This is a genomic window from Microbulbifer discodermiae, from assembly GCF_040742695.1.
In the GTDB taxonomy this organism is placed as follows: domain Bacteria; phylum Pseudomonadota; class Gammaproteobacteria; order Pseudomonadales; family Cellvibrionaceae; genus Microbulbifer.
Genome location: NZ_JBFLAB010000001.1, coordinates 19,019 through 45,410, shown reverse-complemented (window position 1 = coordinate 45,410; position 26,392 = coordinate 19,019). Strand labels below are relative to the sequence as shown.

Here is a 26,392-nt window from a genome sequence, read left to right as displayed (position 1 = left end):
GGTTGGATTACCGGGTTAACGCGGCACAGGAATGTACCACTGTTGGTCGAAGGCCAGCGCGAGTCCCTGAAAAACAAACGATTGCACATAATTGTGGAGAATGTCATCGGCGGCAAGCCAATCGATACGGGTTCAGGGTTGGGTTACCGAGTTAACGCGGCACAGGAATGTACCACTGTTGGTCGAAGGCCAGCGCGAGTCCCTGAAAAACAAACGATTGCACATAATTGTGGAGAATGTCATCGGCGGCAAGCCAATCGATACGGGTTCAGGGTTGGATTACCGGATTAACGCGGTACAGGAATGTGCCGCCGCTGGTCGAAGGCCAGCGCGAGCCCTTGAAAAACAAGCAATTCCGCGTAATTGCGCAGATTTTCAAGGCGACAATCCAATCGATGAGGGACCATCGATTGGATTACCAAAGGAACCATCGATTGGATCACCAAAGGGAAAAATACCAGCTCATAATCTCCGCCCCCCACAGCATCGCAATCCAGCCGGCGCCGGCCAGGTAGGGACCGAAGGCGATGGGCAGGCGGCGGTCGCGGCCGGCCACCAGGCTCCAGGTGATCCCCGCCGCGGCGCCCACAGCGGCGGACAGAAGAATCACCAGCGGCAGCAGCTGCCAGCCAAACCAGGCGCCGATGGCCGCCAGAATCTTGAAATCTCCGGCCCCCATACCCTCCTTGCCGGTCACCAGTTTGAACAGGTGGTACACCAGCCACAGGGACAGGTAGCCGGCCATGGCGCCGATGACCGCATCCTGCAATGGGGCGAAGAGCCCCCAGATATTCACCAGCAGCCCCGCCCACAGCAGTGGCAGGGTGATGGCATCCGGCAGCAACTGCTTGTCGAAATCGATCCCGGTGAGCGCCACCAGCGCCCAGGTGAAGCCGCAGGCCGCCAGGGCCTGCCAGGTGAAACCCAGCTGCCAGACCACGATGGCGGTAAGCAGGCCGGTGGCCAGTTCCACCAGCGGATAGCGTTTGGAAATGGGTTTGCCGCAGCGGCGGCACCGGCCCTTCAGGGCCAGGTAACTGAGTAGGGGCACATTGTGCCAGGGCTTGATCTCCGCTTCGCAGTGGGGACAGTGGGAGTGGGGCAGGAACAGGTTGAAGGGCGTGTCCAGCAGTTGCTGTTCCGCCGCATCCGGCCGCTGGCCAAAATAGTCGAAGAAATCCCGCCGGTAGGCCCGCTCCATCATAATGGGCAGCCGGTGGATCACCACATTGAGAAAACTGCCGATCAGCAGCCCCAATACAAAGGCGCCGCCGACCGGCAGTGCCTGGTGCAATAGTATTTGATCCAGCACGATTTATACCACGTTGCCGAGCTGGAATATGGGCAGATACATGGCGATCATCAGGCCCCCTACCAGTATCCCCAGCACCGCCATAATCATGGGCTCCAGCAGGGTGGTGAGGTTGTCCACCATGTTGTCCACCGCCTCCTCGTAGAAGTCCGCCGCCTTGGCCAGCATCTCGTCCAAGGCGCCGGACTCCTCGCCAATGGACGCCATCTGCACCAGCATACTGGGGAAGAGGCCCGAGGTGCGGATGGCGTTGTTGAGGGGAATACCAGTGGCGACGGAATCGCGGATATCCAGGGTGGCTTTCTCGTAGACGGAATTGCCGGTGGCGCCGGCCACCGACTGCAGCGCATCGATCAGGGGCACGCCGGCGGCAAAGGTGGTGGACAGGGTCCTGGCAAAGCGGGCGGCGATGGAGTTGTAGGTGACCTGGCCGAAAATAGGCAGTCGCAGAATCAGCCGGTCGAAGAATTCCGCCACCTTTTTGCTGCGCTTCTTGGCCTCGATGGTGCCGCCAATAGCCAGCAATACGACCACCAGCAGTATAAACCAGTGGGCCTGCATCCACTCGGACATTCCCACCACCAGTCGGGTAAAGGCGGGCAGTTCGGCACCGAAGCTGGAGAAGGTCTCGGCGAATTGGGGCACCACCTTGATCAGCAGAATGGAGGTCACCACTATGGCCACCACCAACACTGCGATGGGGTAGGTCATGGCCTTTTTGATCTTGGCCTTGAGGGACTCGGTTTTTTCCTTGTAGGTGGCGATGCGGTCCAGCATGGTTTCCAGTGCCCCCGACTGTTCGCCGGAGGCCACCAGGTTGCAGAACAGATCGTCAAAGTGCAATGGATGCTTGCGCAGGGCTTCCGCGAAGGGCATACCGGAGGCTACATCGTCGCGGATCTTGAATACCAGCTCTTTGACCCCTTGATTGTCCAGGCCGTCGGCCACTATCTCGAAGCTCTGTACCAGCGGCACCCCGGCCTTCATCATGGTGGCCATCTGCCGGGTGAAGAGGGCGATATCCGCCGGCTTGACCTTCCTTTTGCCGCCAAACAGGGGTTTGGGTTTCTTGTGCACCCGGCTGGCGATGATCCCGTGCCTGCGCAGCTGGGCCTTCACCAGTGCGGGAGTGGTGCCGTTGATCTCGCCTTCAACCCTGTTGCCCTTGCTGTCCACACCCTTGTAGACATAGGCGACTGCGCTGGCATTGGCCATAGTGAGGCTTCCCCTTGTTATTTTGGACTGGCGCGGCGGCCCGTACCCTGAGTGAACTGTCTGTGGTTATTTGTGGCTAAAAAAGCTGAGTTGTTTAATCACTGGTCACCCGGTTGGCCTCCTCCAGGCTGGTGATCCCCAGCGCCACCTTGCGCAGGGCCGAGGTGCGCAGGTCGTTGAACCCTTCCTGTTTCGCCTGGTCGGCGATCTGAATGGAATTGCCGCCCTCCATTATAATGCGGGAGATGCCGTCGGTGATGCGAACCACTTCATAGACCCCCACCCGGCCCTTGTAGCCATCGGAGCAGTGTTCACAGCCCACCGGCTGGCGGAGTTTCCACTCCTGCCGGGGAATAGCGACAACATCGAAACCCTGGTTTTTCAAAACCTCCTCCGGCAGGTTGACGGGCTTTTTGCACTCGTTGCACAGGCGGCGCGCCAGCCGCTGGGCGATAATCAGGCTGACGGAAGTGGCGATATTGAAGGTGGGCACCCCCATATTCATCAGTCGCGTCAGTGTCTCCGGGGCGGAGTTGGTATGCAGAGTGGACAACACCAGGTGCCCCGTCTGCGCCGCCTTGATGGCGATCTCGGCGGTTTCCAGGTCGCGGATCTCGCCCACCATAACGATGTCCGGGTCCTGGCGCAGGAAGGAGCGCAGCGCCTCGGCGAAATTGAGGCCCACCTTGGGATTTACATTGACCTGGTTGATGCCCTCCAGGTTGATCTCCACCGGGTCCTCGGCGGTGGAGATATTGCGCTCCGGAGTGTTGAGGATATTGAGCCCGGTATAGAGGGAGACGGTCTTGCCGGAGCCGGTGGGCCCGGTCACCAGAATCATGCCCTGGGGCTGGGCCAGGGCATCCATATAGAGCTTTTTCTGCTCGTCCTCATAGCCCAGGGCGTCGATCCCCAGCTTGGCCGATGACGGGTCCAGAATCCGCAGCACGATTTTCTCCCCCCAGAGGGTGGGCAGGCTGTTGACACGGAAATCGATGGCCTTGGTCTTGGACAGCTTCATCTTGATACGGCCGTCCTGGGGCAGGCGCCGCTCGGAAATATCCATCCGGGACATCACCTTCAGTCGGGCTGAGATCCGCGATGCCAGCTGGATGGGGGGACGGGCCACTTCCTGCAGCACCCCGTCGGTGCGCAGACGTACCCGGTAGGTTTTTTCGTAGGGCTCGAAGTGAATATCCGAGGCGCCGCCGCGGATAGCGTCCAGCAGCACCTTGTTCACAAACCGCACCACCGGCGCCTCGTCGCCAACGGTGTCGTCATTGTCCCGGGTTTCGGGGGCCTCGGCCCCCACTTCCAGCCCCTCCAGCTCCTCGTCGTCCAGGCCCTCCAGGCCGGCCCCCATATCGTTATTGTCGGACAGGTAGCCATCGATGGCCTTGGCCAGCTTGTCCGCCTCCACCAGCACCGCATCGGTGTTGAGGCCGGTGTTGAAATTGAATTCATCCAGCCCGGACAGGTTGGTGGGGTCCGCCACTGCCACAAACAGTCGGTTGCCCCGTTTGTACAGCGGTAATGCGAAATGCTTGCCGATCAACCGCTCGTCGACAATATCCCTGGGGATCAGGTCAAAGTTGTAGCTGCCCAGATCGAACAGGGGCGAGCCGAACGCCTGGGAGGCGATCAGGGCCAGCTCGCGGCTTTTCACCAGCTTGGCCTCCACCAGGTGCTGGGCAAAGGTCTGGTTTTCCCGTCTGGCGGCCTTGCTGGCCGACAGGGCCGTGGACTCGTCCAGAATCTGGTCCGCCACCAGCCGCTTGGCCAGGCCGTTGAGGGGAGTACTGCTCATGGTGTGTTGATCTGGCTCAGGATAATTGTATTTTTAATGGGCTGGCCCAGTGCGAAAAAAGCTGCGGCCCGGGGTCAGCCCAGGCCCAACTATAACCAAACCCGCCGGTATCGCCAATCGGCGCGGCTCCGGCTTTTATCCTTATATTCCTTGTCGAGTAAAATCAACTGCTGTAAAAATTCCAATATATCTCCATGGGAAATTTGTGACTGTTCCTGATTAAACCATGACGGTTTGGGGATTAAAGTGACGCTTTTTGTCACTATTTGAAAGTTAGGGTCAAAGTAGAAGTTTTTTGCTTAAAAAACAGGCAAAAATCCCACTAATGCCCGGTAAATCTCCGCTTGCGCGAATTGGCACAAAGATTGTATTGTTGAATGCGATTTCCTAAGGGGAATTTAGAACAACCAACTCGAATCACTCTGTATGGAGACGGTTACAATGAAAAAACAACAGGGCTTTACACTGATTGAACTGATGATCGTGGTGGCGATTATTGGTATTCTGGCCGCGGTGGCACTGCCTGCCTACCAGGACTACACCGTGCGGGCTAAGATGTCAGAAGTTATTTTGGCTGGAAGTGCATGTCGTACCACCATCACTGAAACTGTACAGTCTGCAGTAGGCTCTACTTTGCCGTCCGCTGGAGAGTGGGGCTGTGAATCCAGCTCTCCAGCCACGAAATATGTTCAAAGTATCTCTACTGATGCTAATGGAGTAGTGACTATTGCTGTTCAGGGGCTGACACCGAGTGTTGCCGATGGTGATGTTGTTACAGTGATTCCGGTAATTGCTTCAGATGGCACCAAGTTGGCCAACTCAAACGTTGGCGCTTCTATCTATGGTTGGATCTGTGGCGGTGATGGCACCGATGTTGATCCCAAGTACCTGCCGGGTTCTTGTCGCGGTACCTTCTAAAACCTGTAACCACAGGTTATTAAGGCTCCGCTCTGCGGGGCCTTTTTGTTTGTGTCTGGTCGAAGACTGACACAGAGCCTACTTTTTTCTTTTGGAAGTTGGGATGGGAAGGCTGTATTTCTTCGGGGATTTGATACTGGTGGCAGCTGCCATTTCGGCACTTGCGCTCACAGCCTATTTTGGTTTCCCGAACCCGGTGCCAGTCGGCTTGGGCAGCTCGGTTGCTGTAGCGGCAATCGTCCTGGCAGTTCTCGTTTTCGCACGCAGCCTATCTATTCGCATCGCTTCTGTGGTTGGCTTTTTGCTTCTAAGCTTTTGCTTTTTTATCACTGTAGCAAACTGGTGGCATTATCAGTATTTCCAGGTGTTTTTTAATTATGAGTTTCTTCCGTTTGCGCGGGATAGTGGCGATGTGCTGAAGGCTCTACCTGCTTTTTCCTATAAGAAGGAGGCTGCATATACAGGCATTACCTATTTGTTTTTGTTTGTTTTTTATGCAGGCTGGTTTAAATGGCGTGAGCTATCACCATTCCGAGCCAGAATCGGTGCTATTTCTCTTCTATTGGCGGGGCTAGGATTGCTGTATTGGGTGGATTCTGTCATTGCTGATCTCCGCAAGGCCAATGCCTTCACCTTGTCACCTTACTATTTGCATCCAGTTCACGCTTTTATGATACCTTTGGATAGTAAATCAGCTGATACTCTATCGGACTGGAGTTATTTCAAGAAGAGGAATCGGGTATTAGCTGAGCAGGAGTATTTTCCGGTAGGTTTAGATAGTAAGCCATACAATATTCTTGTTATTACTATGGAGTCGTTTCGTGCATCCTTTTTGGGCGCCTACGGACAACGCAAAGGGCTAACTCCAAACTTTGACCGGATTTCCCAGCGGGGCTTTTTATTTCGCAATTTCTATGCAAACACCAATTATACAGTGAAAGGTGAGAACGCAATTATCTGCGGGATATTTGATCATAACGCCAAGATTTCTATTGCAGAATACCCTGGCGAAAAGAACCTGGAGTGTATGGCGTCAGCGCTTAAGGCGAAAGGATATGAAACACTTTATATGCACGCGAATTACGGTAGGTTTTACAACAGAAAGTACTTTATGCCGCAGCAGGGGTTCAGGCACTTGTACTTCCACGCCGACAAGCCCGGAGTAAATCGGGCGTCCGATGACAATATCGGTTGGGGACTGGCAGATGCCGAGTTTTTCAAGTTGGCACTAGACAAAGTTTCCCAAATGGAGGTGCCGTTTTATGCTCATCTTCTGTCGATTAGTAATCATTACCCCTTCGACTATGATTGGCCGGTGGATGTGCCCAATAGCCTGGAGGGTGTTAGGGATGAGGAAAGAGTATACCTCGCCTACGAAAATGCTATTTTCTATAGTGACTATGCTTTGGGGGTTTTCTGGAAGGAGTTTGAAAGTAGCCAGCTATTTGAAAATACCATTGTGGTAATCACCGCAGATCATGGGGTCTGGTCATTTGCAGCTAATGAGGGGTTGGATGAAACATACAAAGATGAAGAGTTTTTTCGGATGCCGCTGTTTATCTACCACCCTGAGTTTGAGGGGTACAGGGAGGTGGACCAGGTGTCCAGTCAGGTGGATCTTCCGGTTACTTTAATGAACCTCGTTGGAGCCGAATTCGATGCTGAACGTTTTCTGGGCAAAGACCTGTTTGATCGTGTCGAAGCGCCCTGGGCGGTATTGATGAAGGGAGGGCAGATTTCCTTCAGGGAAGCAGGGCGACTCTGCTTACCGGTTAATACGGACTGTGCTGGGGCTTACCAGTCCTGCTGGGCTGGCACCAGCGCTGCCGATGTGTCGGATTTTTTTGGCATGTCCCAATGCTATGAGATTGATGGGGATTTATTACGTGGTGGTAAAGTAATGCCGGTAGAGGGCCAGAACAAATTTATCGATAAGGCGTTTGGCATGGTTGCTTATGAAAACCGACGGGTTTTTGAAAATGCAGAAGATTCGGAGTTGGTTGCTCCGGTTCATCTGAGTTTACGCCAGCTTTTCAAGGAGGTGGAGAAAGACTGATGGGCTAGGCGATAGAGTATATATAAATAAAAATTGTATTTAGTGTTTAACTACTCTTAAGTATAAATCAAAACCTTCCCAAATTTATTGTGAGACCAAGGTTGTTTTGCGCGAATAGTGCTATTCAATCTCCAGTTTTCCTATAGGCACCCTATCAAATGTAGAGTTTGGATATTGTCAGATTCGGGCGAAAATGGCTGGATTCATACCAGAATATGCCTCTGAATCTCCAAATAATAAAAAGTTCTGATGTGGCGTTCCAGGTGAATAAAAAAGAATCAATTGCTCAGAGTATTAATGAATAAGACTGGGTTGGAAATAGTGTGTAAATCATGGATTCTCAATTTTGGCGCTTAAGTCATTAATTAAGCTGACCAGAATTTCAAATAGCTGAGGTGTGATAGTGTATATAATTGCTTCTTCCTGACCGAACCTGTATAAGGCAGGGGAATTAGATGCCGAGCCTCTACTTATTATGTTCCGTCAACCTATTTTTCTGGTTATCTTTTTGCTCATATCAGCTGAAGTGCCCGCTGAGCCCAGTTACTTTGTCAGGCAGTCCATTTTTGGGGTGAAGTATCCTACTGGATTTGCGGCCTGTGATGCATACAGACAAGAAATCCAATACTCACAAGATGCAGTTAATCCCGGCGGTACAACGACAATAATTCAAAGTCCTCCGGAGGACTTGTATCCAGATCTTAGAACAACTGCTACATGTCAGGTTAATTGGACTAGGACGCTCAACGGGAATACGAGTAGCTTGGATTACTATAGTAATGTAGCCAGAGGAGGCTGTTTAGAAGGCCGGTCGCCGATACCCGGCTCGGGAGAGTCTCCTGCTGAGCCGGATGACTGCCGGCAAACCCCGGCGTGCGCAGCACCTCTAACCTATAACTATAATTCGGTAACTTGCGAGAAGAAATGCCCGGCGGATAAACCCTGGTCCGAAACCGCGAGGGACTGTGTAGCCCCACCAGAGCCGCAAAACTGCAATAGTCTGGCCGGTAATCCTATTAACTTTCTTAGTGGCCATAAACTGCAGCGGGAACTGGTTTTTGCGGCCAGTGGGGATTTTCCCCTGAGTTTCTCCTGGTTTTACAACAGCTTTGGCAACCACCGCAAGACCGGTGCCGGTTACAGCCTGGGTTCGGTTGTCGCCGGGACCACAGTGCACTCTGAGCAGCCGCTGCCTGCAGGAGAGGAACCTATCACTCTGCCGTTGGACAGGGACACTGCTTTGGAGTATACCGGTGATGCCTCAAAGCACTGGCGCCATAACCACAGCTACTTCCTGGCCCATTACACTTTAGCGGATGGGATAACGGAAAGGATGATTGCCTATCGCCCCAATGGCAGTGACCTGCATTTTGTCAATGAGAGTGGTGTCTTTGTGGCCCTGGCCAACCGCAATTGGCAGGTGACCAGGGACCTGGATGCAGGGCTGCAGCCTTTGGGCTGGACGCTAAAAGTGGATGGTTTTACGGAGCGCTATGATACAGCTGGGCGTATCCTGCGGATGGAGAACCAGCGGGGTGAGGGTATCAGTTATACCTACGACGGCAGTGGTATCCAGCAAACCTCAATCGCCGATGATAATGGTAACAGCGTCACCCTGGCCTACACCGATGGCCAGTTGACCCAGATTACCCGCAATGACAACTCCGTTTACCAGTTTGCCTACAATGGCAATGGCTTGCTGCAATCTATCACCTTCCCGGGCATTAGCACGCCGCAACGGCTTTTTCGCTATGAAGACAGCCGCTTCCCCAATGCGCTGACCGGGGTCACCGACGAAGCCGGTGTAGTTTATAGCAGCTTCGCCTATGACGACTTGGGGCGGGCCATTCGCACCGGGCACAATGGCGGCGCCGAGTCGCTGGATGTGGCCTATGTGGATGCCAATACCCGGCGCCTGACCAATGCCCTGGGCAAGCAGACCAGCTACCACTACGGGGATATAGATGGGGTCAAGCGTATCCTGTCCATCGATGGCGAAGCCTCGGCCAACTGTGCAGCTGCCAACAGGGCCTACACCTACGATGCCAATGGTTTTGTGGCCACTGAGACCGACTGGGAAGGGAATATCACCAGTTTTACCCGGGACAACCTGGGCCGCGAGCTGAGCAGAACCGAGGCCGCCGGCACGCCGGAAGCCAGGACCATCACCACCCAGTGGCACGCCACATTAAATCTGGTGCTGAAAATCACCACACCGGAGTCGGTGACGGACTTTACCTACGACAGTTCGGGCCTTTTGCTGGGTAGCCAGACAACACCAGTAGTGGGACCCTAAACGCAGCATTAACCCGGCAGCTAAATAAGTTGCCGGGTTAATAGGCTGGTGATTGCCGGAGGCTTGATCAGCAGCCTGCTGTCCCGAACAGGGATGTTCGGACCGCAAATCAAGCATGTAACTGCTTGATTTGTCGTGGAGGGTTTGCGGACATGCGCCGCAAACCCGGGTTGAGGAAAGCCAGGGAAGGCTTTTTCAACAACCGACTAGTGAAAACTTCTAACCGCTTGCACCTTGTGCCACTGCAAACACCGGATATCCCCGGCCACCAGATGAATTACCGGCTGGCTTTCCCTGTCAACCGCGCTGATTTGCACCCTGCCGCGGACCTGTAAAACAGCCCCCCGCTTGATCTCGGCTTTAAAACGCTGCTGCAGCGGCTCCCACACCACCACATTAATGGTTCCGCTCTCGTCCTCCAGGGTGAGAAACAATACCCCCGATGCGCTGCCGGGCCGCTGCCGGCAGGTGACCAGCCCCATCACGGTCACCATTTGCCCATCCCGGATATGGAACAGTTCTTCGGCCCTGGCATTACTCTGCAATTGATGCCGCCGGCGCAGCAGGGCGACCGGGTGCTCCCGCAGGCTGAGGCCGGTGCTGGCGTAGTCGTCCCGGGTCTGGTCCTCCAGGGAGCTGGCGGGTTTGTGGGGGGCTGGGGCCTGCCGGTGGGGCTCCCGGTCCAGGGACTGCCAGGTATCCATATAGCGGTTGCCCCCCAGGCTGCCGAAGGCGTCGGCGCGGGCCAGCAGCGCCAGTTGTTCGCGGCTCAGTTGGGTGAGACGGCGGAAATCCCCCAGGGAACGAAAATCCTGTTTTGCCCGCAGCTCACTGATGCTGTCGGCGCTGGACTGGCTCAAACCCCGAACCAGCCGCATGCCCAGGCGCAACATGGGCGCTTTTGTTTCCGGTGTGCTCTGTGCGCCGGCTGCGCAGGACCCTGGCCGCTGCTCCACAGGCAGTGCCAGCCGGTGGTCCCAGTGGCTGTGGAGCACGTCCACCGGCAGTATTTTTACAGGCGTCCTGGACCAGCTGCGCGGGGGCGTAGAAACCCATTGGCTGGCTGTTGAGCAGGCCGCAGTAAAAGGCGGCCGGGTGGTGGTGTTTGATCCAGGCGGAAAAATAGGCCAGCAGGGCAAAACTGGCGGAGTGGGATTCGGGAAAGCCGTAGACACCGAAGCCTTTCATCTGGTTAAACAGCTGCTCGGCAAAAGCTTCCTGGTAGCCGTTGGCCAGCATCCCCTGCACCAGCCGGTCCCGAAACTGGTAGAGGTCCCCGTTTTTGCCCCAGCTGGCCATGGCGCGGCGCAGCTGGTCGGCTTCACCGCCGTTAAACCCAGCTGCAACCATGGACAGCTTGATCACCTGTTCCTGAAAAATAGGAACGCCGAGGGTGCGTTCCAGTACCGGGCGCAGTTTTTTGTGGGGATAGGTAACCGGTTCCAGCCCCTGCTTGCGTTTTAAATAGGGGTGCACCATGCCTCCCTGGATTGGGCCGGGGCGGACTATGGCGATCTCGATGGTGAGTTCATAGAAATTGCGCGGTTGCAGCCGGGGCAGCATACTCATCTGGGCGCGGGATTCGATCTGGAATACACCGATGGTGTCGGCGCGACCCAGCATTGCGTAAACCGCCGGGTCCTTGGCCGGAATATCCTGCAGCCGCAGCTTTGGCCCGTAGAGCCCCATATAGGTGAGGGATTTGCGCAGGGCGGTGAGCATACCCAGGGCGAGCACGTCCACCTTCATCAATTTCAGGTCCTCGATATCCTCCTTGTCCCACTGCACTATGGTGCGCCCGTCCATGGCCGCATTCTCGATGGGCACCAAGGTGTGCAGGGGTTTTTCGGTGATCACGAAGCCGCCCACATGCTGGGACAAATGCCGGGGAAAGCCGTAAATCTGCCGCAGCAGCTGCGGCAGCATTTTGCCGGCGGCACTGTGGGGATCTATCCCCACTTTTTGCATCTGCTGGGGAAATGCCTCCAGGCTGTCCCACCAGGCGCGCTCCGCCTGCAGCCGCTCTATGGTGGCGGAACCTATGCCCAGCGCCTTGCCGATATCCCGCAGGGCGCTCTTAAAGCGATAGGTGACTTTGTTGGCGGCGAGGCCGGCCCGGTCGCGGCTGTACTTCCGGTAAATATACTGAATAATTTCCTCCCGCCGCTCATGCTCGAAATCCACGTCGATATCCGGCGGTTCCCTGCGCTCGCGGGAGATAAAACGCTCGAACAGCAGCCCGATATGGTGGGGATCGATTTCGGTGATAAACAGGCAGTAGCAGACCACGGAGTTGGCGGCGGAGCCGCGACCCTGGTACAAAATATGCTGGCTGCGGGCATGGTGCACTATGTCGTAAATGGTGAGGAAATAGTGCTCGTAACCCAGTTCGGCGATGATCGCCAGTTCCGTTTCTATCTGTTCCGCGATCTCTGTTTTTGGCCCCCCGGGCCAGCGCTGTTTTAGGCCCGCTTCTACCAGTTGCCGCAGATAACCACTGGCGCTCTGGTTGGCCGGCAAAACTTCCGAGGGATACTGGTAGCGCAGTTCCGCCAGGCTGAATCGGCACTGTGCGGCGATGTCGGCGGTGCTGGCGATGGCCTGGTCGGGGTAGAGTGCGGCTATATCCTCCAGGGGGCGCAGGTAGCGCTCGGCATTCTGCTGCAGCCGATAGCCCAACTGCTCCAGGGTGCAGTTGTGATAATTGGCATTGAGCACATCCTGCAGCGGCTTGCGGCTGCGACAGTGCATCAGCGCGGCGTTGGTGGCCACCAGGGGCAGTGCCTCCCTGCGGGCCGCGTCCACCAGTTCGCGCATGCGGGCGCCCTGCTGGGACTGCAAACCATTGCAGAGCGCGAAATAGAGCCGCCCGCAAAAGTGTTGTTTTAGCGCCGCCGGAACCGGGCGGATTTCCGCTTCCGGCAGCCAGATTGCGATGGCGCCGCTGCAGTACTGCACAATATCCCCGATGCCCGCCCGATACTGTCCTTTGGGGGCGCGCAGCTGGGCGGCGGAAATCAACTGGCAGAGACCGCTGTAGGCGCTGTGATCCGGGGCGAGGAGCACCAGCTCGCCGCCTTCCTGCAGCCGCAAAAAACTGCCGCAGATCAGTTTTAGCGAACTGTCCTGGGTGCTTTTCAGCTTTTCCAGTTCGCTGTAGGCGCGCACCACACCGGACAGGGAGCATTCGTCGGTGATGGCGAGGGCGCTGTAGCCCAACTGGTGCGCAGTCCGGACCAGTTCCCAGGGGTGGGAGGCACCCTGCAGAAAAGAGAAGTTGCTCTGGCAGAAGAGTTCGGCGTACTGCATGCAATAATCGGAATGGAACTATTAACCGGGCAACCCAAGTGATGGTCCCTCATCCATTGGATTGTGGCCCTTGAAAACCTGCGCAATTACGCGGCTGGCTCTACAAGGACTCGCGTCGGCTTGCGGCCGGCGGCGCGGCACATTTCTGTTGGGGACAGCAGGCTGCTGAAAAACACTTTTTCAACAGCCTGCTAGGCATAGATACCGTGCAGGTACCATTCTTCCGAACTGAGATCCTGAAATACCCAGTAGAGGCTGCCATCCCTGCCGCTGGCAATATAGTAGTCGCGGGCGTGGCGGCACCGCTGCCACCAGTAGCCGTCGATACGCTCCGGGCCCTGCAGCAACTGCATCTCGCCCTGGTGAAACAATCGCTGCCCGCGATGGCGCAGGCGGGTGGGGCGCGCCAGCAACCAGTTGGGCCGGCAGGCGCCGGCGGGCTGCAACTGCCGGTCTTTGCGCCCGCCCTTGCGGTCCGCTAGCGGGGTGTCGGCGGTTTGCCAGGCCTGCTCCGGCAGATGGCTCTCCCTGAGACTGACGCCTGACAGCGCCTGGTGGCCGAGGCGCGCCCGCAGCTTGTCCAGCAGCTGGTGGCTGCGCTGCAGCTTGCCGCTGTCTGCGAACAGGTCCTCGTCCACAAGCGTCTGTTCCAGCGGCTGCAGCTGGTCGCAGGTGAGGTGCAGCGACTGCACCGGTTGCTCCAGGCTGAGCCGCTCCAGTTGCAGCCGGGTCAGGGCGATCAGTCTCTGGGGGTCCAGCAGTGGCCGGGACGTCTCCACGGACACCACCTTGCAGCCCTGACGGCCGAAATCCAGTTTCCAGCGCAGTTTCTGGGTGTAGAGCTGGCGCCGCTGCAACTGCTGGCACAGCTCGCGCACCAGGCGGCCGGCGGGGAACAGCAGCTGTTCGCTGTTTTCCAGGGGGCTGGGAAAGGGCAGTTCGCGGTGAAACTCCACCGGCGGCTGGTAGCCGGGTACCGGGTCCTGGCGGCTGCCGTTCAGGCGCGCCAGGTATTGGACGAAGTTGCGGCCGAAACGGCTGCCCACTTCCGACAGCGGAATCGCCAGCAACTGGCTGACCCGTTTGATACCGCAGGCGTAGAGCTTGGCCAGGGTCCGGTTGTCACAGTCGAGCAGTTTGCAGGGGGAGAAGCTGATCCACTGGCGCCACTGTTGCGGGCTGGGGGGGGTGCGGGTGTCCCGCAGCCACTGACTGTGCTCCGGCAACTGGCTGAGCATCCGTGCGGCACTGGGGCTGTGACCCAGACCCATGCGGGCGCTGATACGCATCTGCCGCAGCTCGCGCCGCAGTTGTTGCAACAGCGGCTGCAGGCCGCCCCTGGCTTTGAGACAGCCGCTCAGTTCCAGCTGCAGGCTGGCGTGTTGCATGTCGCCGTCGGCGATGGCGCCGGCCGCCTGGGGGGAGACCACCGGGGTGAAGCTGTAACCCCACTGGGCCAGTTCCCGCAGCAGCTGCGCCTCCCGCTCCGTGTCCCGGGTGAGCAGGGAGAGGTCGCTGCAGAGGGCGCAGGCGGTGGCGACGGTGAGACCGGTCTCGACACCGCGCTGCCGGGCGGGGCCGTTGGCATCCACCACCAGCTGTTTTTCCACCACCGCTTGGGGAAGCGTCTCTGTGCGGTTGTGCTGGGCGCGGGTAAGGGTTTCCAGGGGCAGCCTGGGGAACTGTATGCACAGCCAGAGCATGGTGATGGACTCCCTCAGTGCAGCGGCTGGTCGCGACGGATCAGGTCGGGACTGCGGGGCAGCTGCAGGCGCTGGCCCGAGTGTCCGCCCAGCTGTTTTAGCAGTTGCAGGGTGAGCTGTTCGCCGTCGCTGCTCAGCTGCAGCCGCAGGCTGGCGGGCGATGGCGCAGCGGCGCAGCTGCCGGGGCGAAAATGGAAGTGCAGACAGTCGCCCTGGCGGGCGGCTATCTGCAGGCGACGCAAATCCCTGTCGGTCGCTTCCCGGGATGGCTGCCAGCTGAGCAGCGCGCCACAGCAGCCGGCCTGCAGCGACTGCTCCATGGCCCAGAGCTGATCCCGCTGACCGCGGGGGTGCAGTATCAGCAGCCTGTCCAGCTGTACGCCGGCGGCGGCCAGTGCCGGGGCATAGGGGATATGCGGCGGGTTCACCAGCACCACCATCTGCCCGTCCCGGGTCAGCTCCGCCAGTGCGGGCAGCAGCAGGCTCAGCTCGCCGATGCCGGACTGGTCCGCCAGTAATTCGGTGGTGGCACCGCGGGGCCAGCCGTGTCCGCTGAGCAGGGCATCCAGGCTCCGGTAGCCGGTGGTAATGCCGTTGCGCGGGCGCCGCTGTTCATTGGCGGCCTGCCAGATATCTGCCCGGTCCAGCAGCCGGCGCAGACGCTGTTGCTTTAACACCTTGTTCTGTATGAGGTTTTCTGCACTGTTCACACTGACGTCCTCGCCTTGTGCCCCGGGAATAAAATACTATATTTATATACAGTAGTAACTGTTCTTTTATACAGTAGTTCATTCGGGGCGGCAAGCGCCGGGTGACGCTAGTGGCGGTGGCCTTCACCCGATCGGCAATTAGCCGCCGGCGCTGGCACTTTTGTGCCCGCCGCAAACCCGCTATGATTCGGCCTCTTTACTGGCCAGCAGAAGCGACTCGAAGGGGGCGGAGTGAGTATCAAGTCCGATAAATGGATACGCCGGATGGCCGAGCAGCAGGGTATGATCGAGCCTTTCGAGCCGGGCCAGGTGCGCCGCAACGGCGATGGTGAGCGGCTGATCTCCTACGGCACCTCCAGCTACGGCTACGATGTGCGCTGCGCCGGTGAGTTCAAGATTTTCACCAATGTCCACTCCGCCACCGTGGACCCCAAGACCTTCGACGAGAACAGCTTCGTGGATGTGGAGGGGGACTCCTGCATTATTCCGCCCAACTCCTTTGCGCTGGCGCGCACGGTGGAATACTTCCGTATCCCGCGCTCGGTGCTGACCATCTGCCTGGGCAAGTCCACCTATGCCCGCTGCGGCATTATCGTCAATGTGACGCCACTGGAGCCGGAGTGGGAGGGGCATGTGACCCTCGAATTCTCCAACACCACCAACCTGCCGGCGAAGATCTATGCCCACGAGGGCGTGGCGCAGATGCTGTTCTTCGAGTCCGATGAGGTCTGCGATGTGTCCTACCGGGACCGCGGCGGCAAATACCAGGGCCAGCGCGGCGTCACCCTGCCGCGGGCCTGATTCCCTCCTCTACCGGTGCCCGGAGTAATCAATTGATGGCGGTGCCCCCCGGCTGGTCCAGTGACACCGGCACTGAGGGGTGGAATGGCTCAATGCCCAGCGCGCTGTACAGCTGGTCCGGCCGGTAGAGGTTCTGCCCCTCGATCACCAGTGCGGTGCGGCGCAGCGCACTGATGTCCTCCAACGGGTTGCCGTCCAGCAGTACCAGGTCCGCGTCCTTGCCGACGGAAATAGTGCCCCCTGTGTTCAGTTTGCCCACCAGGCTGGCGGGCACCAGCGTGGCGGTGCGCAATACGTCTGCATTGGGGATGCCGGCCTTGGCGTAGAGTTCCAGCTCCCGCAGCAGGGTGAAACCGGGGATGCCGTCGCTCCCCGCCACCATCGGCACCCTGTGCTCGTGGAGCTTGCGCACCATGTTCAGCAACGCCTGGGCGGACAGGTCGTAGTCCTCCCGGTGCTCCGGTTTTACATCCAGTTCCGCGCCAATAAACTGGCGGCGCACATTGATGGGCAAATGATCGGCGATAGCGGCAAATTCCGGGTCCAGCTTACCTGGCTGGCGCAGCAGCATGGAGCTGAATACGGTGGTGGTGGTGTCCACGACTGTGCCTTTGCGGGCCAGCTTGTCCAGGAAGCGTGCCACTTCTTTGCTGTTTAAATCCAGTTCGTGGGCGTGTTCGCCGACTTCGGTAAAGCGCAGCCGTTTGCGTGTGTCTATGGCGCCCATGAAATTGAGAAACAGCATGTTGATATGCTGGATTTCGTCGAAGCCCGCATCCACTGCCTCCTCGGCGGTCATAAAGGCGGGGATATGGCCGGACAGGCGCAGACCGCGGCTGTGAATATGCTCGGCCAGGGGGGCTATCCACTCCGGTTCCATGGAGCTGTAGGTTTTGATCTGCATATAGCCGCGGTCGGCATACCAGTCGACTATTTCCTTGGCCTGCTCAAGGCTGGTGGTGGTCTTGCCCATGCGCATGGCGTTTTCACTTTCCCGGTCCATAAACCCGGCGCGATAGACATCGCCGCCGATTATCTGGCCGGAGGAGAAGAGCCGCTCGATGCGCATGATATTGTCGTGGGTGTTGCCCAGGTCCCTTACGTTGATCACGCCGGCGGCCATATTCAGCACACCATCTGTGGGGGAGAGGTGACTGTGCATGTCCCAGAGCCCGGGGATCAGGGTCCTGCCGCGCCCGTCGATACGGGTAATTCCGGGCAACCGGATCGGCGCGATGCTCATGCGGGTGATCTTGCCATTCTCGATCAGCAGGTGGCGCTGTTCCAACAGCTTGCCCGCTTCTACGTCCACCAGGTTCACATTGCTGATCAGAATCGGTGCCTTGGACTTGAGTGTGTGTTTTGCGGAGAGGTCCTGCAGGTATTTGTCGGCGGCGCGGATTTGCCGTTCCTTGAGTTGGGCCAGGTGGGATTTGTCCCAGCCTTTGCGCAGTATTGCAAACCAGCCCCCTTCGTCCGCCGCGAACAGGTTGCCGCGCTGGTCGAACCAGCCCAGTTGCGGTGTGAAGGAAAGGCCGCTGACACCGTAGAGATAAACCGTTTCTTCCACCTCGCCCTGGGCCAGGGTCATCCGGTCCAGCTCAAACAGCCGCGCCTGTCCCTGGGGCAGCAGGCTGATGCTGCGGTCGTCACTGGCCAGCAGCGCTTTTACCAGTTGTGATTCCACTGCCAGGGTCGAACTTTTGGGTATGTAGAACTGCGGCGCGGAAGATTTCGCATTGCCGCGCTCGTCGTCACTGTGCCACTGGGCGAGGCCGTCGACTACGGAAAACTTTTCATTTACCGGCGCGCCGAATGGGCTGGTGCCTTCTATGTGCAGTTGCTCAGGCACCTGTTTGGCGCCGATAGTGAAACTCTCTTTCAGGTCGAGGCGGCGATTGTTCCAGCCCAGTTTGAGCTGCCCGGTGACCTGGTTTCCCTGCCACTCAATCACTTCCGTGCCAGCGACACCCTCCTTGTCGTAAAACACATATTCGATGGTTTCTGCGTGGGAAGGACTGAAGCCTCCCAGCAGGACTGCAGACAGGGCAATGGACCAGACTGGGATTTTCATTGTTGGGGACCTTATTGTGATTATGAATATAACTTAGGGCCTGTTTACACCAATAAGGCAACTATGGCTATTGCGATTGATTACGGAGGAAGTTTATGTGCCGCCATTTATAATATTTGTGACTTTTTGGGCATTTATCTATCCGACAACTCCGTAAGCTGCCCGGTTAATGTGGTAAAAAGATATGCCATCCTGGGCGGAGACCGACGCAGGCCCTTCCGCGTCATTGCGCAGACTTTCAAAGGCGACAAAATAGATGGGGAATCACCTGTTGGATCGCCGGTATAACAATAGGGGGAGTCGTGAGACAACTAACAATAATAATTGGACTTGTCTTAATCGCGGGTTTTCCCACTGCCTGCGACAAAGTTGTCACCGAACAGGATTTAATTGGCACCTGGCTAGTGGATGACACTGCGATCGATGCTTTCATTGCCTCCGCTCGAAAGGCCGCCGGGGACCAGAACGAAGATTCCCTCATGAATGTAATGGAGCCTATGCTGCGGCGCTTAGCGAATAACCAGGGTGTGGAATTTACGGCGACGGAAGTCCGTGAAATCCGCGGCGCCTCGCGGTCGAACCCCAAGAAGTACCAGGTGGTGTCGATCGTGGGCAATGACATCACCATTCTGGTTGAAGACCGCGAATTTCTCGCCTCGATCGACGGCAATATTCTAGTTCTCGGCGCCAAGTCGTCGAGACAGCCTCTTCCCTACCGCAAGCTCAATGCGGAGGAACTTGCGGCATTCAATGGAAAGATGGGAGACGTTGAGCGGGGCCCCGATCCGGGCACTTCACCCGGGCACCGTATCCTGTGGGCGGTGAACGCTGAATTCGAAAAGGCGGCGGAGTACATCGACAAGCACCCGGAGGTGGTGGCACTGCGGGATGGGCAAGGCAATACAATGCTGCATTTGGCAGTGAGTAGTCGCAAGGCCGAACTGGTGGAATTGCTGCTGGAAAAGGGTGCCGACGTTAACGCGCTGGACAATTTTAACAAGACGCCGTTACAGGTATCCCTTCGAAATTTTGGCAAATCGCCACAGCTGCTGTCGATGCTGATCGAGGCCGGTGCCGAGCTGGGTTACCACGGCAATATTCTCAGGACGCCGCTGGACCAAGCGGTGGATGAAAACGATCTGGCCCTGGCCCGCTATCTGCTGAGTCGGGGGGCGCCTGTAGATGCCCGCAAGTTGCCCACAGGCAAGACGCCTTTCCTGCGCACTGTGGAGAAAAGCCAGCTTGAGATGGCACAACTGCTTTTGGAGCATGGCGCCAACCTGAATGCGCTCTGGTCTGATGATAGCAACGCACTGTATCTGGCGGCCCGAGAAAGCTCCCCTGGAATGTTGAAATTTCTGCTGGACAAGGGGATGGACCCCAACCAAACCAATAGCCGGGGGTGGACGCCACTGAATAATGTCAGGTGGCGCGAAGACGGTAAGCTCGAGGCCACACGCTTGCTGGTTGATGGCGGGGCCGATATAAACGCCGTTCATTACAACCCGGTATTGATCGACGCTATTCGCGACCAGGATTTGGCCTGGGTAAAGGGTTTACTCGCACTGGGGGCAGACCCGCAGGTGAAGTCGGTCATTAATCAATCCGCTTTGGAGTTGGCCCGTGAGACCGGTAACCCGCAATTAATCCAAATAGTGGAGAAGGGGCTATTACAATCCAATTGATGATTGGCCCATTGGGTTGCCGCCTTTGAAAGCTTGCTGTCCCAAGCAGGAATGTGCGGGCCTGCCCGGGCCCGCAGCTGCGGATTACTCTGCGTAGCAGTCCCGGGTGATATTTTCCGTGCGGTCCCCGTGGACTATCACATTGTCCTCGATTCGCACCCCGCCGAACGGCCGCAGCGCGTCCACCTTGTCCCAGTACACCTCAGCCGCAAGATCGGTCTCCCGCAGGGCCGCCAGCAGTGGGTCGATAAAATAGAGGCCGGGTTCGATGGTGAACACCTGGTTTGCCTCCACCGTGCGCGTGGTCCGCAAAAACGGATACTCTGCCGGGGGCGGGGTGATGCCCCCGGTCGCTGCCGTCTGGTGGCCGCCCACATCGTGCACCTGCAGGCCGAGGAAGTGACCCAGGCCGTGGGGCATAAAGGTGCCGGTCAGGTTGGATTCCACCGCGCCCTCGGCGGAGGTCCTGATAATGCCGAACTGCTGCAGCAACTGGCCGATCTTCAGGTGGCACTGGCGGTGGAGTTCCCCATAGGCGACGCCGGGTCTGAGCCCCGCCACCAGTTCCTGTTCCTTTGCATCCATCGCCGCCACCAGTTCCGCGTATTCGCCGTCGCGAAAGGCGTGGCTGCGGGTGATATCGGCACAGTAGCCATTGCAGTCGGCGCCGGCATCGATCAGGAAACTCTTCAGCTCCGACTCGGGGATACGCTGCCCCGACAGGTGAGTATAGTGCAGTATGGCGGCGTGCTCGTTGAGGCCGACAATATTGCCGTAGGGCATCTGGTTTTCCCCCTGGCCCGCCGCCCGCAGGTAAGAGAGATTGATCTCGAACTCACTGGCGCCGTCGCGAAAAGCGGCTTCCGCGGCCCGGTGGGCGCGCACGGCGATACGGTTGGCTTCCCGCAGGCAGGCCATTTCGTAGGGAGTCTTGTAGGCCCGCGACCAGTGCAGCCGGGCCAGCAGTTCTTCGGGATTGGGAATACCGATGGGCCAGCCCTCCAGGCCGTCGGTCTCCCCCAGAAAGGCGGCGTTCTCTGATTGAAGAAAGGCTTTGGCATCGGCCGGGCTGTTCAGCAGGTCGATATCATACTGATCACTCCAGAAGGTGCGGGGCGCCGGCGGAACATAGTGCCAAAAATCCACCGGGCGGTAGAACAGCAACCTGGGCTTTTGCCCGCGGCGGTAGATAATCCAGCTGTGGGGATTGTCGGTGACGGGTACCAGCGCCTTGAACTGGGGGTTGCAGCGGAAGGGGTAGTAGTTGTCGTCCAGAAACTGCACCTTGGGCCTGCCGCTGAACACGTTCAGGGTATCGAAACCGGTTTGTTCCAGGATGTCATCGTAGCGCTCCCGCAGTGTGGCGAGGTGCTCGGCAAAGAGTTGTTTGTCCATGGCTGCCTGTTGTGAGTTGGCGCGTCATAAACGCAGGTTAAATCGTCCGCATAGTGTATGGCCGCAAGGCCGGTTATTTGATCTGAATTTCCGTCGGGTCACAGCAGATACTGCTGGAGTATTGCCACCGCGGCAAAGGGTTGATGGGTTGCCTCCCCATAGGCCCCAGGCCCCCTGCCCGATGGAGTACCCAGGTCTTCCATTGTCGTCTAAATCATTATTTTTTATAACAACAAATCCCCTGTTTTTAATAAGGTTTTGCGATTTTATTGTGTCCGATTGATTGCCCAGGTCAACTTCAATAACCTCATCTGCGCCCAAATCGGCTCGAATATCGCCGGTCTGGCGATAGTTGTTTAATAAGGTGGTTGTTTTCTGATCGGCCGGTGCGGGTTACCGGCTCTGTCAGTCAATTGGGGCGGGCCCATGTGCCCAGGGCTAAATCGGCACAGGGGTGTCCCGCCCCCGGTCTCTGTGTATTGCCGCCTGATTCCCCAAACTGGACGCCAGCAGAAACTGGAGACCCAACCCCCGATTTCTGCAGACACTGGATTCCTCTGCCTACCCTCTATTACAGATAGCCCCGTGGCCTCCTTATTCGACCGCGGCCACTTTGCCGTTCAGGGCTGCGGTCAAATGGGTGAATTCCGTCTCAGGAGTGCGGACTTCCAACCGGTAGGGTTGGATACCGGCAGCTCGCCAGGGCCGCAAGTAGCGGGTGCGGCTGCATTACATAATAAACGCGTGACCGACCTGCCCGCCGTCAGCCACAACCTGCACGGACGCCGATGGAGAAACTATGAAATACGAATCCATATTCGCCCAGATCACAACCCAGCAGATTATCGCCATGTTTGACCTGCTTTCCGATGTGATTTTTTGGATAAAAGACGATACGGGACGGGTAATTCACTGCAATCAGGAATTTGTACGGCATGTAGGTCGCAAGTCCATAGGCCAGGTGTTGGGGCATTCCGATCTCGATTTTTCGCCCCCCTACCTGGCCAGGAATTTTATGATGGATGACCAGCGGGTGATGGCCGGGGAAATTATCACCGAAAGGCTGGAGCTGAATATAGACAGGTCCGGGGAGCTGGCCTGGTTCACCACCTCCAAGCGACCGCTAAAGAACGCCCAGGGGGAGATTATTGGTACCTATGGTGTAGCCAGGAACCTCAAGAAAACCGTAAAAACCCTGTCGGGCATGGAGAAGATAAAAAGGCCTGTGGAATATATCAAGAACAACTATGGCCGCAACATAACGATTGAGGAACTGGCTGAGGTGGCCAGCCTGTCGGTCAGCGCCCTGGAGAGACGCTTTAAAAAATATTTGAAGAAGACGCCGATGCAGTTTCTCCGAGAAATCCGCCTGGAGAATTCGCGCCGTATGCTGGTCGAAACACAAATGCCGGTGTCCGAAATTGCCTACTCGAGTGGTTTCGCCTCCCACAGCTATTTCAGTCGGCATTTCAAAGCGATGTTTGGATTCCTGCCCGCCAATTATCGAGCGGAGGTCCAGCCCTAGCAGGCTGTTGAAATTCGAAGAATTTCGACGTCTGGTACCGGAATATGGAGGTTCGGCAAAATCGGCCGTCTAAGTCGTTGATTTTGGGCGAAGAGTGAAAATTACATTTTTCGCTTTTCGTGTTTTGAAACAGGCGGGATGCCTTTTTCAGCAACCTGTCAGGGAACCTCTGATGAATTCGGTGCAACCTCAGGCTGTGGCCCTCTGGCAGGGCTATACGGGACTGTCCACCGTAGGGCAAGGCCGATACCAGCCGTTTTGTGAAATTGTGCAGATTTTCAAAGGCGACAATCCAATCGACAGGGAACCATCTATTGGGTCGTCGGGTTAACAGGCGGTGAGTTGGCCCCTGGACTCATTCCACTGAGTTTTTGCACAAAGTCTAAACGCCGATTTTGTTGCATCGAAGACCGAATATCGGTTACCTCCCATTGGCCCTTCTTGCCTAGTATCGAAGTGCTCGACAAGTAGCTGTTATTTCCAAGGGGTTACTGCAGTCTTCCGCGGTTCAGCCGGGCATGTGAAACCGGGTGGGGAAGTAGTGAAAACAACACTAAATCGGGCGGCGATAATTTGAATAGCAAGGGAGGGGTCGTGATGATAAATAAAATAGATTACCAACACCTGTCGGCATCGGGAGTGAAACTCTTCAAACACTCCGCACTGTATGTTTCGATTTCCGTCGCGGCAAGCGGGCTGGCGGTGGCACAGGAGGTTCCGGGGCAGGAAGCTGCACTGGAAGAGATCGAGGTTATTGGCATTCTGGGAAGTAACACCAAAAACCTGGCCATAAAACGGGATTCGAATTCCATCGTGGATGCCATCACCGCAGAGGATATCGGTAAATTCCCCGACAAGAACGTGGCTGACTCCCTGCAGAGAGTCCCCGGCATAACGATTACCCGCAGTGGTGGCGAAGGCAGCCGTGTGAGTATTCGCGGCACCAGTGCTAACTGGGCCCTCACCCAGCTGAATGGAAACTATATTTCCACATCAGACAGCGGATCGCCCACTCGCAGTTTCAACTACGCCCTGCTGCCCTCCGCCATGATCAGCCGGGTGGAAGTCTATAAGAGCCCGGAAGCGAGGCTCGACGAGGGGGGAATAGGGGGCACGGTCATCCTCCACAGCCGCAAGCCCCTGGAACTGGGCGCCGGGGAGGGCATTGTCGCCCTGGAATCAACCTACTCGGATACTACCGAAGAGTGGGAGCCGAACTTCAGTTCTCTGTATTCCTGGAAGAACGCCGATGAAACCTTCGGCATTCTGGCCGGTTATACCAATCAGGACAGAACGGTAGTTGGTATTGAGAATGGTGCCAGGCACTGGCGCTTCCACTCGGATACTGTGGCAGATGCCGAAAGGCCCGCGATTGTCGACCAGGCCACCGGCGAGGTGTACAACAATGTATGGGCACCCCGGGCTATGGATATTTCAAACCAGAGACAGGACCGGACCCGGGACGGCTACCAGCTGACGACCCAGTGGCGCCCCACGGACCAATTGGAACTGTCGTTTAACTACTTTGGTGCCTCCCTGGGTTACAACCGCCGCGAGCAGCGCCTGACGTTCGCCGAATGGAATGACAACCACAATCCCTACTTTGGCGTGGAGCTGGATGGAGATACCGTCGTCACCTACGGTTTTGGCGACAATGGGCTGCTCAACGGCGCCAACTGGGGCGATGCAGATGTGAATGGCGGCGTGGCGGTACGCCGTGGGTTGATGTCTCCCCAGGTCACCGGCGAGGACATCACCGGGGACTCGCAGTCAGACACCTTTGATTTTGAGGCCAGCTACCAGGGGGATTCTTATTCCGCGACCCTGAATATCGGCCGCACCGAGGCCAAGGGTGGCGTTTCCGAGCGCATCATGGCCAATATGGATGCCCGCTACGGCTCGGTAAACAGCTGGCTCTGGTCCATCGCGGATGGAAAGCCGAGCTATGAGGTCTCCACGGACCTGACCACAGACCGCGACGCCTACCCCTACTACGACTGGTTCAGCTCTGATTCGACAGAGAACGAAGACCGGGAGGATTACTACCAGCTGGATCTGGAATTTGATACCGACTGGGAATTTATCAGCAAGATCTACCTGGGCACCAAGTACCGGGACCATGAAATCCGCTCACTCAGAAACACATTCCGCTGGGATGATGGTATTGCAGACAATGGCGGTTACCGGGGCTGGCTGCCGGGAACCGAGTGGTTCCACAATCCGGATTTCCACCCGGACACCTCCACCCTGCTGGGCTACGGGGTGGTGGACAACAGCGCGGGGGAAACCGGGGCAATCAATTTCCTCCCTTTCGATCTGAATGCGCTGAAAGGCTATGTGAGCGACAATTTCACCCGCACCGTGGTACCTGTCCTGTCGGGCACCTACAGCATCAATGAAAAAATCCTCTCCACCTATGCCCAGGCGGATTTTTTCTGGCACGACCTGCGCGGTAATTTTGGTGTTCGCTATGTGAATACGGACCTCACCACCTCCACCTACGATGATGTCATAGGCCAGGAATCCACCGAGGCCACCGCCAACAATCGTAGCAGTGATACAACCAATATTTTGCCGAGCCTGAACCTGGCCTGGGACCTGAGCGATTCCCTGGTGCTGCGTTTCGCCGCTGCCAGAACCATGTCCAGAATCAGTTACAGTGATCTCGGGCAGGCCGAATCCTATGGCCCGCCGGTAAATATAAACTCCAGTGATTCCTGGACCGGCCGCGGTTCCGGAACCTCCGCCAATACAGATCTGGAGGCGCTGCTGGCGGATCAATATGATATCGGTATCGAGTGGTACTACGCCGATGCATCCGCGCTGGGTATAACCCTGTTTAACAAGGATATCAGCAATATACCCATCAGCATCGTCGAGATTGTCGAACGGGAGCACAGCTGCTGCAACGGGCCCATCGAAGTTGAAATGAACACCAAAGTCGGGGGAGGGGAGGCGACTTCCCGGGGCGTTGAGCTGTTTGCCCAGTACGCCTTCGAAAACGGCTTCGGTGTCCTGGCCAACTACACCTATACCGATACCAGCACCTCCGACGTGTTGAACAACGGCGTAAGGACAGAGGCCGAAATTCCCGGCACTGCAAAACACCAGTACAACCTTTCCGGGTACTATGAGCGGGACGCCTACAGCGTCCGCGCCTCCTACAACTGGAAGGAGGACCGCGCCAGTTCGCTCCACCAGGGTTATAACCTCTACGACAAGGCCTATGGCCAGCTGGATGTAAATGCCAGTTATTACATCAACGCGGGATTAAGCCTGACCGCCTCGGTGATCAACCTTACCGAGGAAAAACAGGAGGGATTCTGGAAGCAGGAGAACCGGCTGACCTATTACAACTATTATGGTCGCCGCATTTACCTGGGCCTGAACTATAAGTTCTGAGTTGCAAAGTCTTGTGACGGCGGGCTTTGGTGTTTAGGGAGTGTTCCCGCCCGCCGAAACGGGAATATGTGAATATGAAAATCGCTTCAGATCAATGGTTAGTTCTCGGGGGGTTATAAATTTGAGAAGTATTAATAGGCCAAGCAAGTCCAGTGAAAGTTTTTACCTCTTCCCCGGTAATCCG

At 57.2% G+C, this 26,392-nt stretch carries 14 protein-coding genes and 1 pseudogene; 7 read left to right on the top strand and 8 right to left on the bottom strand.

Annotated elements, in window-relative coordinates; all coding sequences use genetic code 11:
* Positions 1-439: 439 nt before the first annotated feature.
* From AB1S50_RS00145 to pilB, 3 genes are all read right to left on the bottom strand, one after another.
* Positions 440-1,312 carry a prepilin peptidase gene (locus AB1S50_RS00145; protein WP_367148334.1) on the bottom strand — a complete coding sequence of 291 codons (873 nt, stop codon included), beginning with the start codon at positions 1,310-1,312 and terminating at the stop codon, positions 440-442.
* Positions 1,313-1,315: 3 nt separating this feature from the next.
* Positions 1,316-2,527 carry a type II secretion system F family protein gene (locus AB1S50_RS00140; protein ID WP_367148333.1) on the bottom strand — a complete coding sequence of 404 codons (1,212 nt, stop codon included), beginning with the start codon at positions 2,525-2,527 and terminating at the stop codon, positions 1,316-1,318.
* 94 nt (positions 2,528-2,621) lie between these two features.
* A complete protein-coding gene (pilB, locus tag AB1S50_RS00135; RefSeq protein ID WP_367148332.1) occupies positions 2,622-4,334 on the bottom strand; it encodes a type IV-A pilus assembly ATPase PilB in 1,713 nt (570 codons plus the stop codon).
* Between the two features lie 441 nt (positions 4,335-4,775).
* Between pilB and AB1S50_RS00130 the strand changes: the two genes are divergently transcribed.
* The 3 genes from AB1S50_RS00130 (at position 4,776) to AB1S50_RS00120 (ending at position 9,604) form a co-directional block, all read left to right on the top strand.
* Positions 4,776-5,252, top strand: coding sequence for a pilin (locus tag AB1S50_RS00130; RefSeq protein ID WP_367148331.1), 477 nt, complete (start codon positions 4,776-4,778; stop codon positions 5,250-5,252).
* A 103-nt stretch (positions 5,253-5,355) separates the two neighbouring features.
* Entirely contained in the window at positions 5,356-7,308 is a 1,953-nt protein-coding gene (locus AB1S50_RS00125; protein WP_367148330.1) for an LTA synthase family protein, read from the top strand.
* Between the two features lie 763 nt (positions 7,309-8,071).
* Complete coding sequence (locus AB1S50_RS00120) at positions 8,072-9,604, top strand: DUF6531 domain-containing protein (protein ID WP_367148329.1); 1,533 nt, start codon at positions 8,072-8,074, stop codon at positions 9,602-9,604.
* A gap of 206 nt (positions 9,605-9,810) precedes the next feature.
* Here the strand turns inward: AB1S50_RS00120 and AB1S50_RS00115 are convergent.
* From AB1S50_RS00115 to imuA, 3 genes and pseudogenes are all read right to left on the bottom strand, one after another.
* Positions 9,811-12,913: pseudogene (locus AB1S50_RS00115) on the bottom strand (error-prone DNA polymerase).
* A gap of 191 nt (positions 12,914-13,104) precedes the next feature.
* Complete coding sequence (locus AB1S50_RS00110) at positions 13,105-14,616, bottom strand: Y-family DNA polymerase (RefSeq protein ID WP_367148328.1); 1,512 nt, start codon at positions 14,614-14,616, stop codon at positions 13,105-13,107.
* A 14-nt stretch (positions 14,617-14,630) separates the two neighbouring features.
* Positions 14,631-15,326: a translesion DNA synthesis-associated protein ImuA gene (imuA, locus tag AB1S50_RS00105; protein ID WP_367148327.1), complete on the bottom strand. Its 696-nt coding sequence runs from the start codon at positions 15,324-15,326 to the stop codon at positions 14,631-14,633.
* A 231-nt stretch (positions 15,327-15,557) separates the two neighbouring features.
* Here imuA and dcd point away from each other — a divergent pair, with 231 nt between their 5' ends.
* Positions 15,558-16,127: a dCTP deaminase gene (gene dcd / locus AB1S50_RS00100; protein WP_367148326.1), complete on the top strand. Its 570-nt coding sequence runs from the start codon at positions 15,558-15,560 to the stop codon at positions 16,125-16,127.
* Between the two features lie 28 nt (positions 16,128-16,155).
* On the opposite strand, the gene AB1S50_RS00095 is transcribed toward dcd, so the two are convergent.
* Positions 16,156-18,201: an amidohydrolase family protein gene (locus tag AB1S50_RS00095; protein WP_367148325.1), complete on the bottom strand. Its 2,046-nt coding sequence runs from the start codon at positions 18,199-18,201 to the stop codon at positions 16,156-16,158.
* Between the two features lie 404 nt (positions 18,202-18,605).
* Between AB1S50_RS00095 and AB1S50_RS00090 the strand changes: the two genes are divergently transcribed.
* The gene (locus AB1S50_RS00090) at positions 18,606-19,886 is read left to right on the top strand and encodes an ankyrin repeat domain-containing protein (protein ID WP_367148324.1); all 1,281 of its coding nucleotides are present in this window, start codon (positions 18,606-18,608) and stop codon (positions 19,884-19,886) included.
* A gap of 84 nt (positions 19,887-19,970) precedes the next feature.
* Here the strand turns inward: AB1S50_RS00090 and pepQ are convergent, their stop codons facing one another.
* Positions 19,971-21,281, bottom strand: coding sequence for a Xaa-Pro dipeptidase (gene pepQ / locus AB1S50_RS00085; RefSeq protein WP_367148323.1), 1,311 nt, complete (start codon positions 21,279-21,281; stop codon positions 19,971-19,973).
* Between the two features lie 799 nt (positions 21,282-22,080).
* Here pepQ and AB1S50_RS00080 point away from each other — a divergent pair.
* Entirely contained in the window at positions 22,081-22,806 is a 726-nt protein-coding gene (locus AB1S50_RS00080; protein WP_367148322.1) for an AraC family transcriptional regulator, read from the top strand.
* A 597-nt stretch (positions 22,807-23,403) separates the two neighbouring features.
* The gene (locus AB1S50_RS00075; RefSeq protein WP_367148321.1) at positions 23,404-26,208 is read left to right on the top strand and encodes a TonB-dependent receptor; all 2,805 of its coding nucleotides are present in this window, start codon (positions 23,404-23,406) and stop codon (positions 26,206-26,208) included.
* The last annotated feature ends 184 nt before the right edge of the window (positions 26,209-26,392 follow it).

Bases quoted from the DNA above. Each gene is read 5' to 3' on its own strand.
- AB1S50_RS00075 (WP_367148321.1), top strand. From the start codon at position 23,404: ATGATAAATAAAATAGATTACCAACACCTGTCGGCATCGGGAGTGAAA.
- AB1S50_RS00080 (WP_367148322.1), top strand. From the start codon at position 22,081: ATGAAATACGAATCCATATTCGCCCAGATCACAACCCAGCAGATTATC.
- AB1S50_RS00130 (WP_367148331.1), top strand. From the start codon at position 4,776: ATGAAAAAACAACAGGGCTTTACACTGATTGAACTGATGATCGTGGTG.
- pilB (WP_367148332.1), bottom strand. From the start codon at position 4,334: ATGAGCAGTACTCCCCTCAACGGCCTGGCCAAGCGGCTGGTGGCGGAC.
- AB1S50_RS00125 (WP_367148330.1), top strand. From the start codon at position 5,356: ATGGGAAGGCTGTATTTCTTCGGGGATTTGATACTGGTGGCAGCTGCC.
- AB1S50_RS00095 (WP_367148325.1), bottom strand. From the start codon at position 18,201: ATGAAAATCCCAGTCTGGTCCATTGCCCTGTCTGCAGTCCTGCTGGGA.
- pepQ (WP_367148323.1), bottom strand. From the start codon at position 21,281: ATGGACAAACAACTCTTTGCCGAGCACCTCGCCACACTGCGGGAGCGC.
- AB1S50_RS00140 (WP_367148333.1), bottom strand. From the start codon at position 2,527: ATGGCCAATGCCAGCGCAGTCGCCTATGTCTACAAGGGTGTGGACAGC.
- AB1S50_RS00110 (WP_367148328.1), bottom strand. From the start codon at position 14,616: ATGCTCTGGCTGTGCATACAGTTCCCCAGGCTGCCCCTGGAAACCCTT.